The organism is Lacibacter luteus, assembly GCF_004118265.1.
Taxonomy (GTDB): Bacteria; Bacteroidota; Bacteroidia; order Chitinophagales; family Chitinophagaceae; genus Lacibacter; species Lacibacter luteus.
This window is the reverse complement of the sequence record NZ_SDHW01000012.1, coordinates 1-12,471: the sequence shown is the minus strand read 5'-3', so window position 1 is coordinate 12,471 and position 12,471 is coordinate 1. Positions and strand designations below refer to the sequence as shown.

Genomic DNA, 12,471 nt, shown 5'->3' with positions numbered 1-12,471 from the left:
CTTTCCTAACTAACTCATTGAAAAACACTCACTTCATACACCTAAAGAACTGCCGCTTTTCGCTTGCGGGTTGCAAAGGTAACAGCTTCGCACATTACAATCCAAACCTTTTTTAAAGTATTTTGAACTCAAAAAGTAAAACCCTTTACTGGTAAGCGTTTCGAGAGGAAAATATTTTTTACTCGTGTTTAAAAATGGAATGAGGATAGCTAACAGTTATCAGAAATAAACCTTTTGCAGGCGCCGAAAAATCTGCTGTAGCTATTTGTGGTGTGTGAAGTAATTGGTCGAATGTACCCATATCCATCCCTCCTCTTGCAACACGAACCATTGTGCCTACTAAACCACGAACCATACCACGCAAAAACCGGTTTGCTTTTACACGGTAAACAAGACATCCATCCTGCTGCAGCCATTCACTTTCAAGAATAGAGCATTGAAATGTTTTAACCTGCGTATTGCGTTTGGAGAAAGCCGAGAAGTCGTTATTCGTAAGAATCTTTTGTGCACAGCTATTTAAAAGATCAATGTTCAGTGTATAGGGGAAATACCAGGCACGGTCGTCTATAAACGGATTTTTGGCATCGTAGATAAAATACTTGTACTCTCTTGCAAAAGCATGAAAACGGCAATGCGCATCGGCCCCCACTTCTCTTACCGACTTAACAACAATATCGGTAGGTAAAATTGCATTGAGATTATAAATCGCCTGTTGCGGAAACTCTTCATCCCAATTAAAATGAAAATAATTCTGTAATGCGTGTACTCCTGCATCTGTACGTGAAGAACCGGTTAATTCAACCGGATTACGAAAGAATACAGCAAACGCTTTTTCAACTTCAGATTGAATTGTTGCGGCATTCTGCTGCACCTGAAAACCACTATACTTCTCCCCTTTATAACTTAATTCAAGAAAATAACGTGGCATGATTTATTGATTAGGGAGCAGCGCCATAAAACGGCGCTTGTAATACTCGTCTTGTATTGTTTCACCTAAGGATTTAAAGTTGGCAAAGTCGGTAACATAAGGTAATGCAGCATCAAAAAAGCGATAACGACCTTCATCTGTTAAGAACGCAACAGAAAGATTACGCAACTGTGCAGATGTAAAACATTTATTGCGAAATACTTTTTTAGCTTCCTCGATCATTTGCTCGTCTTTACGTTGAGAAGCCATTTTACGGCGAAGTTTAATCAAATCGTCTTCCGTTGCAAAATCCTTACAATTGCTGTTAGGTAAAGGTTGGGCTTCTTTTTTTGTAGTTTGCTCTGTTGGAGGAGGCGCAACAACAACTTCTTCTTTCTTTACAACCACCTCTTCCTTTTTAGGTTGTACAGGTTCCGTTACAACAGGTGCAACCGAATCTTTTTTAACCTCGGTTTGTGCAGGCGTAACAACCGGTGTTACGACGGGTTGTTGTGTTGTATCCTTTTCAATAAACAAACGAACCGTATCTTTTTCAGTATTATCAGCTTCAACTTCAAAAACAAAATCTACGCCTTCCCTGCTTTCGAATTTCCGAATTTGCTTGATTGCTGATTTTGAAGGGGCCCTCCATTCCGGCTCACTTACAGGTGGCACAACCACTTCTTCTTTCTTAACTACGGCCTCTTCTTTTTTTGTTTCTACCGGAGGAACAACATTTGCTTTTACCACAGTATCTTTTGTTGTTTGAACAGGTGTTTCTGTTTTTACAACTACTTCGGGCTTTGTAACTTTTGCTGTATCGGGTTTTACCACCGGTTCCTTTACAACCGAAACTGTTTTAACGGTACTATCCTGTGTTACTTTCGACAGCATATTTGAAAAGGGATCATTCGCAGGCGGTGCTGTTATTGTTTGCGTATTTGTTTCGGGAGCAGTTTTAGCCTGCGCATAAACAACAGAAGAAGACTGCAGATCGTACAGGCCCCACCCTTTCTCATTAAAATTTTTCACCAGAAAACCTTTATCTGCCTTATCGATGACACATTGAAACTTTTGCTCTTCCAAATTGGTTTTCGGAAATCCTAAAGCAAATTCAACAACCCCATCTTTTAGCTTCGGGAGAATTAAATAGCCCGATGCTGACGAACTGATGATCCGATTATTGTACTTTATATAAAAAGGTTGCTGGTTATCGGTTTGCAGGTAAATGAAATGATTTAACTGTGCAAAAGCCCCGGACGTAAAAAGCCCGCAGATAATAACAAACGAAACAAATCTCCTGTTCTTGAACATACGCATGGCAACAAAGCTAATTTTTTTTGCTTATCCGATTTACAAACCATTTGCCAAATTCTGCCACAACAGGGAAGCACTTATATTTACAAGCTGAATAATGTATGGAAATGACCAGAAAGGTTGTTTCTTATTTCACTAAACGATCAATTTTATGAAGAAAAATCTTACCATCTTAAGCTTATTGACCTTAAGCTTAACAACCGGATTTGCACAAACCGAAGAAAAGGCTGATACTTCCTGGAAGCAGGAATATCGTGCAACACCCGAAAAAAAGCATGCCCTCATTCACACAAAACTCGAAGCCAACTTCGACATTCCAAATTCGCAGTTGAAGGGGAATGTTTGGCTTACGTTGAAACCCCATTTTTATCCATCGAACACACTTGTACTGGATGCCAAAGGAATGCAAATTGAGTATGTTGCTTTGCAAAAAGGGGCAACACGCACCAAACTTACCTATGACTACGATGGCTTGCTCTTGAACATCAAACTCGATAAAACGTACAAAAACAACGAATCCTATACAGTTTACATTCAGTATTTAGCTAAACCCAGTGAATTTAAGAGCAAGGGCAGTGCAGCTATTACCGATGCCAGGGGTATGTACTTCATTAATCCAAAAGGAGAAGAGAAAGGCAAACCCACACAAATATGGACACAAGGTGAAACGGAAGCAACCAGTGTTTGGGTTCCCATCATTGATAAAACCAATCAAAAAACAACGCAGGAGTTTTATTTAACCGTTCCCACGAAATGGGTAACGTTGAGTAACGGAAAACTCATCAGTCAAAAAACCAATACAAACGGCACCCGTACTGATTACTGGAAAATGGATCAACCTCACTCACCTTACTTATTTTTTGTTGGAGCCGGAGATTTTGCTGTGGTAAAAGACAGCTGGAAAGGAAAAGAAGTAAATTATTATGTTGACAAAGAATATGCTTCGGTTGCAAAAAAAATCTTCGGACTTACACCTGAAATGATGACTTATTTTTCGAAGATTACCGGAGTTGATTACCCTTGGGCGAAGTACAGCCAGATCACAGGACATGATTATGTAAGTGGTGCTATGGAAAATACAACAGCTACTTTACACAGTGATGCCGCACACCAGGATGCCCGTGAGTTGGTAGATGGTAACAATTGGGAAGGAACGATTGCCCACGAACTGTTTCACCAGTGGTTTGGCGATTATGTAACTACAGAAAGCTGGAGCAATCTTACACTCAACGAATCGTTTGCAAACTACAGCGAATACCTGTGGGATGAATACAAATACGGAAAAGACAAAGCTGATGCTACGAACTACAGTGCAATGCAAGGTTATTTAGGCAGCGGCAGCGAAAAGAAAGATCTTGTTCGTTATTATTACCACGATAAGGAAGACATGTTTGATGCTGTGAGTTATAACAAAGGCGGTCGTATTTTACATATGCTTCGTAACTATATCGGCGACAGTGCATTTTTTAAATCGATCAACCTTTATTTAACCACCAACAAATACAAAACAGCAGAAGCGCACCAATTGCGTTTGGCTTTTGAAGAAATTACAGGTAAAGACCTGAACTGGTTCTTTAACCAGTGGTATTTTGGTGCAGGACACCCCTCTCTTGATATTACTTATGGTTACGATGATGCAACAAAAAAAGCTTCTGTAATTGTAAAGCAAACACAAAAAGATAAACTGTTTCAACTACCTGTTGCTATTGACATTTACAATGGAAGCAGCAAGATTCGTCACCAGGTTTGGGTAAAAAATGCAGTTGATACTTTTTCTTTTGATGCAGCAACAAAACCAGACCTGATAAACTTCGACGGCGATAAAATTTTATTAGCTGTTAAGAAAGAAAACAAAACACTGGAAGAATATATTCACCAGTACAAACATGCAGGTTTATATCTCGACAGACGTGAAGCCATTGACTTTATTTCGAAAAAACAAGACGATGCAAAAGCTGTTGCGTTTATGAAAGAAGCGCTTACTGACAAATACAGTGGTTTACGCAACTTTACATTAAGCAAACTGGATATTAAAAAACCTGCCGTTGTTGAAGCAACTGAAGCATCGGTTGAAAGCATTGCTAAAAAAGATCCCAGCCGTATTACACGCAGCCGTGCTGTTGAAATGCTTGGCAATCTTAAAAAACCTGCGTACAAAGCGCTCTTTACTTCGCTGTTAAACGATTCGTCGTACACATTAAATGCAGCAGCTTTAACTGCATTGGAAAAAATTGATGCTGCTGCAGCTTTAACAGAAGCAAAGCGTTTATCGAAACAACCAATGAAAGGGAACTTGGTAGAAGCAATAGCTTCAACACTTATTAAAAGCGGTGATGAAAGCAGCTTCGATGAAATTATTGAGTCGTACAGCAAAATGGGAGTTACGCAAGCCAAGTTCAATCTTACTTCATCGCTTGCAAACTTTATTGGCATTATCAAAAACACTGAAAAAGTAAAACGTGGTGTTGATGAAATTGTACAATTCCGAAATGCTATTCCCGAACAATTTGGTGTTACTCCGGTTATTGATAATTTTTTAAAGACAGTTATTGGTAAAAAAGAGACTGCTAAAAAAAGCGGAGAAGATGTAACTGCATTACAGGAGCAAATTGATTATATCAAGAGCAAATTAAAAAGTTAGTTTGTTCTAACAGAGCGATTGATAAAAACAGCCGGTCAAATGACCGGCTGTTTTATTTGCATCAAAACGCATCGTTGATTATTGGCTGTAACCTGTTTACCACTTATCCTGCTTTACTGCGCATCAAACCAAAACAATCCGTGCAGATATAAATCTGTTGCAAATGCAAGAAGCTGAAACCGCATTACAGTAGCTTTGCAGCCTAATTTTTATTACATGATGAGAAGTTTCAGAATTGCAGTTGTGTTTTTCTTTTGTTTTTCTCTGCCGTACATAAGTTTGGCATGGGGCACACAGGGGCATCGTATTTCGGGAGAAATTGCAAACAATTACTTAAACAAAAAAGCAAAAAGAGCTATTGCAGCTATCCTTGGCAATGAATCAATTGCAATAAGCAGCAACTGGGCCGACTTTGCTAAATCGGACACAGCTTATCGTTATCTTTCAAACTGGCATCACATCAATTTGCCCACTGCATTAAGTAAAGAAGCAGTGTATAGCTTTCTTGCAGCAGATACTGCAACCGACATTTATACAAAGATCAACTGGCTTTCAACTCAGCTGGAAAATAAACTGCTTAGCCTCGATAAACAAAAGTTGTACCTGCGTTTACTTATTCATTTTGTTGAAGATGCGCATCAGCCCATGCATGTTGGTCATTCAGAAGATCTAGGAGGAAACAGAATTTCCGTTACGTGGTTTAGCGATGCATCAAATCTGCACCAGGTATGGGATTCAAAACTTATCGATTTTCAACAACTGAGTTATACAGAATATGTTGCTGCAATCAATTTTACTACAAAGCAACAACGCAAACAATGGCAGGCAGAGACAGTAAGTGAATGGATATGGCAATCATATCAACATTCGGAAAGAATTTATACGGGTGTAAAAACCGGCGATCGTTTGGGCTTTGAATATAATTTCAAACACATTGCTACTATCAATGAACAATTACTGAAAGCAGGTGTACGACTGGCCGGTTTACTCAACCGCATTTTCGGTTAATGTGGTATTGCTTTCAAAACAACTTATAGCACTTTACTTAAAAACAACAGAGCCAACCTTGCAAGGTTGGCTCTGTTGTTTGCACTTCTTTGTACTGTTTCTTTTCTTTTTACCAATCGCCACCGGCACCACCGCCACCAAAACTACCACCACCAAAACCACCGAATCCACCACCACCGCTGCTGCCTCCGCCGCCCCAGCCTCCGCCGCCGCCGCCAGGGAACCAGATAGGTGGTGTATTATCCCAACGGCGATAACCTCTTCTGCTCATCATACCACCACCGCCTCGTTTGTTGATGTTTGAGATAATAATGAGTATGATTACAACAACAATGACTGTTCCTAACGGAATACCACCGCCTTTCTTTTTTCCACGATTACTGTAACCCGTCGGAGCTTTGTATTCACCCGCTGCTGCACGCATAAGATCGCTTGTACCTTCATCGAGCCCACGATAAATATCATGTGCTTTAAAATTAGGTACAATATCATTTTCAATGATCTGCTTTGCAGTAATATCAGGTATTGCTCCTTCTAATCCATAGCCTGTAGCAATCCATACTTTGCGTTTACCACGTTCTTTATCTTCCAGTACTACTATCAATACTCCGTTACTGAATTCTTTACCGCCAATACCCCACTTACGGCCAAGGGCAACCGCAAAATCGCTGATGTCGTAATCACCAATATAGCCAATAGTAACAATTGCAATCTGGTTGCTTGTGCTATCGTCGTAAGCTACCAGTTTACGTTCCAGCGCTTCTTCCTGCTCAGGTGTAAGCTTATCAATAAGATCATTCACAAGTTTGGGCGGATTCGACGCAGCAGGAATATATTTTTCTATTCCCTGTGCTTGGGCAACAAATGCCTGCAAAAGAAACAGCAACAACAGTATGGAAGAGGATAAAAGTTTCATAATAATCTACTATCGTCCAAAAACGATATCGTCGGGCAATTCATTCCTGTCTTCATTTTCGTATGGGAAATGATGAACAAGAGCATTTCCAATTTCTGTTACAATTTGAACAATGCCATCGGCATAATGTTGCTTGCTGAATGAAGCAATCATTTTCTTCACTTCTTCATTCCAAAAAGCTGAGCCTACTTTTTCATGAATGCCTTGGTCGCCAAATACTGCCAGTTGATGATCTTTCATGGCAATATAGAGCAACACACCGTTACGATCTTCTGTTTTCTGCATTTGCAGACCAAAGAATACTTCGGCTGCACGATCAACTGAGTTAACATAACTGCAACGGCTTTCTACAAACACCCGTATTTCGCCGGATGTACGTTTTTCCGATGCACGAATGGCATTGATGATTGCTTGGTGTTCGGCTGGCGTAAACCAATCCTGCTTTTTGGTAAAGAATGAAAAGATGCCCATTGAATTGTTATCAGAATTTTACTTCAGGTGCTTTATCGCTACCGGGTTCAGCTTCAAAATAGCCTTTCGCTTTAAAGCCCATAAACCCTGAGTAGATATTATTAGGGAATCGTTTGATCAGTGTATTAAACTCCTGCGTTGCGCTATTGAAGTCGTTACGGGCAACTTTAATCCTGTTCTCTGTTCCTTCTAATTGCGTTTGCAGGTTACGGAAACCTTCATTTGCTTTCAGATTAGGATAATTTTCTGTGATCATTAATAAACGACCTAATGCCTGCGATAACTGACCCTGTGCAGCCTGGAATTCTTTTAATTTTTCAGGACTAAGATCGTTTGGATCAACTTTTATCTGTGTTGCTTTAGAACGGGCTTCAACAATATCTGTAAGCGTTTTTTGTTCGAAGTTTGCTTCACCTTTAACTGTACTCACAAGATTAGGGATAAGGTCTGTACGGCGTTGGTACTCGCTTTGAACATTCGCCCATTTGCCTTTGATGTTTTCTTCTGCGGTTACGCCTTTACGTTGAAAATTAATGGCACCACAACCGCCAAACAGAACGATTGCACCAATTATTGCCACCAGTATAAGTGTACTCCTTTTCATGTGTATGTGTTTTTTTATTTTTTGTGAATGATAAGTATGCTGTTAATTGAAATTGTTACAAGTGCAGATAAATAAACAAGACGTGAAGGTTATGTTACATCCTTTAAATTTAGCTGAAACATTTTATTTCTCACGATGAATTTTAAATAACAGAAAGGGTGCCGACTTTAAAAAGCTGACACCCTGACGTTTTATTTAAACAAAGAATCGGTTATGCTTTAACAGCAGCAATACCCGGCAAGGTTTTACCCTCGAAAAATTCGAGCATTGCACCACCACCGGTAGAGATATAGCTTACTTTATCGGCATAGCCAAAATCGTTTACAGCTGCAACACTGTCGCCGCCACCTACCAATGAAAACGCTCCCTTCGAAGTTGCTTCTGCTGCTGCCTGCGCAATGGTTTTTGTTCCATGCTGGAATTTTTCCATTTCAAATACACCCATCGGGCCATTCCATAAAATGGTTTTTGAATGCAACAATACATTTCTGAATTGTTCGCAAGCATTCGCACCAATGTCAAGTCCCATCCAGCCATCGGGCACATGGTTGCTTGGTGCGGTTGACGTATTGGCATCGGCCGCAAATTTGTCTGCAATTACAGAATCGCTTGGCAAATGAATAGCAACACCCTTTTCAGCTGCTTTTTCAAGAATAGTTTTTGCTGTTTCCAAACGATCTTCTTCGCAAAGCGAATTACCAATTTGGCCACCCATTGCCTTCATAAATGTGTAAGCCATGCCACCGCCTATAATAATATCGGTTGCACGTTCCAGTAAGTTTTCGAGAATAAGAATTTTATCGCTCACTTTAGCACCGCCAATAATTGCAGTGAATGGTTTTTCTGCCTGCAGCAATACTTTTTCTGCGGCCGCAACCTCGCCTTCCATCAACAAACCAAACATTTTCTTTTCTGCAGGAAAAAACTGTGCAATTACTGCAGTGGAAGCGTGTGCACGGTGTGCAGTACCAAATGCATCGTTTACATATACATCGCCCAGCTTACTGAGTTTTTCTGCAAAAGCAGCATCGCCTTTTTCTTCTTCTTTATAAAAACGGAGATTTTCTAATAACAATACTTCACCTGCACGCAACATACCTGCCGTAAGGTATGCCTGCTCGCCAATACAATCGTTGGCAAACAAAACCGGAGTATTACCACCTAATAATTCTGCAAGGTGACTGATAAGATGTTTTAATGATGATTTTTCTTCCGGACCTTCTTTCGGACGACCGAGATGGCTCATTAAGATTACACTTCCTCCATCAGCTAGAATTTTTTTAATGGTTGAAATGGCAGCACGCATGCGTGTATCGTCTGTAATAGCTTGTGTCTGTTTGTCGAGAGGAACATTAAAGTCCACACGGATCAATGCCTTTTGTCCGTTGAAATTATAGTTTGAAAATTTGCTCATAGTTGTTGTTAGTTTAATAGTTGATATGCGGTTACGAAGTTATTGTTTGCTGCAATACAATAAAAGGTAAAATCAGTTGATAGCTGTCAGCAATTGCTCAACACAATTGATATTTCTTTCAACATCGTTTTCTCCTGTAATTTTTACACGCATCAATCCCCCGCTGATGAGTTTATACCCTTCTACCGCCTGCGCTTCATTATAAAAACATTTATTCCAGTCTGCAAGTTCATCAGCATAAGCCATTCTTACTTTATTACCGAAGAACTTAATTGGCTGCGGATACCAGGTGCCACCGGGATTTTCGATGTCATTATCCTTTGCGTGTCTATACAAAGCCAATAAAAACTGCAAATAGGCTTTGGTGCGTTCCTTTAGCTGTGCTGTAGTTTCCTCACTTGTAGGTTTTGCACGCCATTTATGCATTGCTGCAGCAAAAGGATCATCTTTCGATACATTGGTTACGGCCTCTACGTTTATACGCTCATCAGGATTAGCTTTATCAACCGGAAAAGAGGAATAAAAACTAAACTGTGTTTTATTACCCGCATCCGACTGATCTATAAGATAGCGTTCCTTTGGAATATCATCCTGCGTTACAACAGGCTTTAGTACCGTTAACTTTTTTTCATTGTCGAAAGCCCAGCTGCCTTGTTCAAATAACAGATCGGCACAAAGCGTATACTTTCCTTCAGGATAAAAACGAAGTGTGTACACGCCAATCTTATTTAAACTTTCGTCTTTCTCCTTATCCGGTTTTACATACCATTCGCAGTTGTTGGGATCGGGAGCTAAAAACGCTTCGGGTTTGGGACCGCTGTTACACGCCAGAAATAAAAAAGGGATACTCCATAAGAAATATCCCTTTACAGTTTTTGTATTCACAAAGTTTAATTACTTGATGAGTTTTGCAAAAAAGTGAAGTGTGCGCACCAACTGGCTTACATAACTCATTTCGTTATCGTACCAGCTAACTACACGTACTAATTGTGTATCGCCTACAGTTTGTACTCTTGTTTGTGTTGCATCAAACAAAGAACCGTAGCTGATGCCAATGATATCGCTGCTCACAATTTCATCTTCAGTATAACCGAAGCTTTCGTTTGCGGCTGCTTTCATTGCTGCATTTACTTCTTCTGCAGTTACTTTCTTACCTAATACTGCAGTTACTTCTGTTAATGAACCGGTAAGAGTCGGTACACGTTGAGCGCTACCGTCGAGTTTACCTTTTAATGATGGTAATACAAGGCCGATAGCTTTAGCAGCACCTGTGCTGTTAGGCACAATGTTTTGAGCAGCTGCACGTGCACGACGCAGATCACCTTTTGGATGAGGAGCATCCTGTGTGTTCTGATCGTTTGTGTAAGCGTGGATGGTTGTCATTAAACCATTCACAATGCCGTATTTCTCTTCGAGTACCTGTGCCATTGGAGCCAGGCAGTTTGTAGTACAGCTTGCGCAGCTGATTACAGATTCGCTACCGTCGAGAATATTGTGGTTTACGTTGAATACAATTGTTTTCAGATCGCCTGTTGCAGGTGCGCTGATTACAACCTTTTTTGCACCGGCAGTAAGGTGAGCTTCTGCCTTTGCTTTATCGGTAAAGAAACCTGTACATTCCAACACCACATCTACATCGTGTGAACCCCAAGGAATTTGTGCAGGATCTTTCTGAGCATAAATTTTTATTTCGTCGCCATTAACAATAATTGAGTTCTCTGTACTTTTTACATCTTCTTCAAAACGGCCCTGTGCTGTATCGTACTTTAATAAGTGAGCCAATACTTTAGGTGAGGTAAGATCATTGATTGCCACTACATCGATGCCTTCCATTTTAAATATCTGGCGATAAACCAGACGACCGATACGTCCGAACCCATTAATCGCAACTTTAACTGTGCTCATGAGATTTTAATTTAGTAGTTATAAAAATGCGGTGCGAAGGTAATGAGTTTACAAATTAAAGCCTGTTAGTTTTCAAACATAATCATAGATGACTTTCGGCATCGGTTTGAATCTGTTTTTTTGTTATGCAAAAAAAGATTCGAGAAATATCTTAAAAATTGTTTGGGAGAAAAGATGCATGACCCTATCTTTGCACTCCCAAAAACAAACGCCGCGTTGGTCAAGGGGTTAAGACGCCTCCCTTTCACGGAGGAATCACGGGTTCGAATCCCGTACGTGGTACACAGTTCTTATAAACGCTTATCAGTCAAGCTTTCCCAAGAGCGACGTTGAAACTCAAACAAAGGTTCAAACAAAACGTCGCAGCATGGCAGATAGATTTAAATGGACAGATCCGCTGATCTGTACTTACAAGAACGATGTAAGTAAACCCTGGTTTATTTACTTTGACTTCACTGATACCCTGACTGGAGCCTCTAAACGGCTTCAGTTCCGGGGCTTAATTAATCGCACTAAAGACAAGAAAGAACTCACACGGCAGGCCAATGCCCTTATTTCCTATTGGAAAAAACAACTGAAAGCCGGCTGGAATCCATGGAATGAAGATTTACCTGTACTGCAGCCCAAGATCGAGGAGGCTTTTGACCTTATATTTCAACTCAAAGAAACCAACTGCAGCAGCCGTACGCTGCAATCTTACCGCTACTGTATTAAGCTGCTGAAAGATTGGCTGATCAGTAACAGGCTCAACAGTGTTTTCATCCATCAATTTGAGTTACACCACGCACGGGCTTTCTTCGATTACCTTGCTTTGAAAAAAGGCTATAGCGGTCGTACTTATAACGACAAAATCACCGTTTTGTCAACCTTTGCCAACGCCATGATCGAAAGGGAGTGGATCAGCAAGAACCCTTTCAGGAAAATCAAAAAGGTGCAACTGCAGGTTGGCCGAAATATCGCATTCAGTGAGGATGAAAAGGAGTTGCTGAAAACACACCTGCAGCAAAACGACAGACAACTGTATTACTTTACGCAATTCGTTTACTACTGCTTTATCCGCAGGTCCGAACTTACCCGTTTAAAAATTGAAAACATAGATTGGGCCAACAGATCCGTTGTTGTTCCTTCCAGTGCCAGCAAAAATAAAAAGCAAGAATCAGTCTGGAAAATCCACTCAAATTGACCCCCTGCTACCGGCTTAATGTGACCCCCATTCGCCAGACCAATGTGACCCCCTGCGGCCATTTCAAACTGACCCCCTGAAGTTGATAAAAAGATTAGTTGTTTT

11 protein-coding genes and 1 tRNA gene are annotated in these 12,471 nt (G+C 40.5%); 4 read left to right on the top strand and 8 right to left on the bottom strand.

Going from position 1 to position 12,471, the window contains the following annotated elements:
* Nucleotides 1-178: 178 nt before the first annotated feature.
* Together truA and ESA94_RS21235 are read right to left on the bottom strand one after the other, a co-directional pair.
* Nucleotides 179-928 (bottom strand): tRNA pseudouridine(38-40) synthase TruA, encoded by a 750-nt coding sequence (truA, locus tag ESA94_RS21240; RefSeq protein ID WP_129132978.1) that lies wholly within the window; start codon nt 926-928, stop codon nt 179-181.
* Between the two features lie 3 nt (nt 929-931).
* Nucleotides 932-2,227 (bottom strand): DUF4476 domain-containing protein, encoded by a 1,296-nt coding sequence (locus ESA94_RS21235; protein WP_129132977.1) that lies wholly within the window; start codon nt 2,225-2,227, stop codon nt 932-934.
* Nucleotides 2,228-2,375: 148 nt separating this feature from the next.
* Here ESA94_RS21235 and ESA94_RS21230 point away from each other — a divergent pair, with 148 nt between their 5' ends.
* Nucleotides 2,376-4,865, top strand: coding sequence for a M1 family aminopeptidase (locus ESA94_RS21230; RefSeq protein ID WP_129132976.1), 2,490 nt, complete (start codon nt 2,376-2,378; stop codon nt 4,863-4,865).
* A gap of 216 nt (nt 4,866-5,081) precedes the next feature.
* Nucleotides 5,082-5,873: a S1/P1 nuclease gene (locus ESA94_RS21225; RefSeq protein ID WP_129132975.1), complete on the top strand. Its 792-nt coding sequence runs from the start codon at nt 5,082-5,084 to the stop codon at nt 5,871-5,873.
* A gap of 109 nt (nt 5,874-5,982) precedes the next feature.
* On the opposite strand, the gene ESA94_RS21220 is transcribed toward ESA94_RS21225, so the two are convergent.
* The 6 genes from ESA94_RS21220 to gap form a co-directional block, all read right to left on the bottom strand.
* Nucleotides 5,983-6,789, bottom strand: coding sequence for a TPM domain-containing protein (locus ESA94_RS21220; RefSeq protein ID WP_129132974.1), 807 nt, complete (start codon nt 6,787-6,789; stop codon nt 5,983-5,985).
* A gap of 9 nt (nt 6,790-6,798) precedes the next feature.
* Complete coding sequence (locus tag ESA94_RS21215) at nt 6,799-7,260, bottom strand: TPM domain-containing protein (protein ID WP_129132973.1); 462 nt, start codon at nt 7,258-7,260, stop codon at nt 6,799-6,801.
* 10 nt (nt 7,261-7,270) lie between these two features.
* Nucleotides 7,271-7,864, bottom strand: a complete 594-nt coding sequence (locus ESA94_RS21210; RefSeq protein ID WP_129132972.1) for a LemA family protein — start codon at nt 7,862-7,864, stop codon at nt 7,271-7,273.
* Nucleotides 7,865-8,075: 211 nt separating this feature from the next.
* Nucleotides 8,076-9,278 (bottom strand): phosphoglycerate kinase, encoded by a 1,203-nt coding sequence (locus tag ESA94_RS21205; protein WP_129132971.1) that lies wholly within the window; start codon nt 9,276-9,278, stop codon nt 8,076-8,078.
* A 72-nt stretch (nt 9,279-9,350) separates the two neighbouring features.
* Nucleotides 9,351-10,163: a hypothetical protein gene (locus ESA94_RS21200; protein WP_129132970.1), complete on the bottom strand. Its 813-nt coding sequence runs from the start codon at nt 10,161-10,163 to the stop codon at nt 9,351-9,353.
* Between the two features lie 9 nt (nt 10,164-10,172).
* Entirely contained in the window at nt 10,173-11,183 is a 1,011-nt protein-coding gene (gap, locus tag ESA94_RS21195) for a type I glyceraldehyde-3-phosphate dehydrogenase (protein ID WP_129132969.1), read from the bottom strand.
* A 210-nt stretch (nt 11,184-11,393) separates the two neighbouring features.
* Between gap and ESA94_RS21190 the strand changes: the two genes are divergently transcribed.
* Together ESA94_RS21190 and ESA94_RS21185 are read left to right on the top strand one after the other, a co-directional pair.
* Nucleotides 11,394-11,465, top strand: a tRNA-Glu gene (locus ESA94_RS21190).
* Nucleotides 11,466-11,550: 85 nt separating this feature from the next.
* On the top strand, nt 11,551-12,366 hold the full coding sequence (locus tag ESA94_RS21185) for a tyrosine-type recombinase/integrase (RefSeq protein ID WP_129132968.1): 816 nt from the start codon (nt 11,551-11,553) through the stop codon (nt 12,364-12,366).
* Nucleotides 12,367-12,471 lie beyond the last annotated feature (105 nt).

Excerpts from the sequence above, each read along its gene's own strand:
- ESA94_RS21215 (WP_129132973.1), bottom strand. The coding sequence starts at position 7,260 with ATGGGCATCTTTTCATTCTTTACCAAAAAGCAGGATTGGTTTACGCCA.
- ESA94_RS21230 (WP_129132976.1), top strand. The coding sequence starts at position 2,376 with ATGAAGAAAAATCTTACCATCTTAAGCTTATTGACCTTAAGCTTAACA.
- ESA94_RS21210 (WP_129132972.1), bottom strand. The coding sequence starts at position 7,864 with ATGAAAAGGAGTACACTTATACTGGTGGCAATAATTGGTGCAATCGTT.
- gap (WP_129132969.1), bottom strand. The coding sequence starts at position 11,183 with ATGAGCACAGTTAAAGTTGCGATTAATGGGTTCGGACGTATCGGTCGT.
- ESA94_RS21225 (WP_129132975.1), top strand. The coding sequence starts at position 5,082 with ATGATGAGAAGTTTCAGAATTGCAGTTGTGTTTTTCTTTTGTTTTTCT.
- ESA94_RS21220 (WP_129132974.1), bottom strand. The coding sequence starts at position 6,789 with ATGAAACTTTTATCCTCTTCCATACTGTTGTTGCTGTTTCTTTTGCAG.
- ESA94_RS21205 (WP_129132971.1), bottom strand. The coding sequence starts at position 9,278 with ATGAGCAAATTTTCAAACTATAATTTCAACGGACAAAAGGCATTGATC.
- ESA94_RS21235 (WP_129132977.1), bottom strand. The coding sequence starts at position 2,227 with ATGCGTATGTTCAAGAACAGGAGATTTGTTTCGTTTGTTATTATCTGC.
- truA (WP_129132978.1), bottom strand. The coding sequence starts at position 928 with ATGCCACGTTATTTTCTTGAATTAAGTTATAAAGGGGAGAAGTATAGT.
- ESA94_RS21185 (WP_129132968.1), top strand. The coding sequence starts at position 11,551 with ATGGCAGATAGATTTAAATGGACAGATCCGCTGATCTGTACTTACAAG.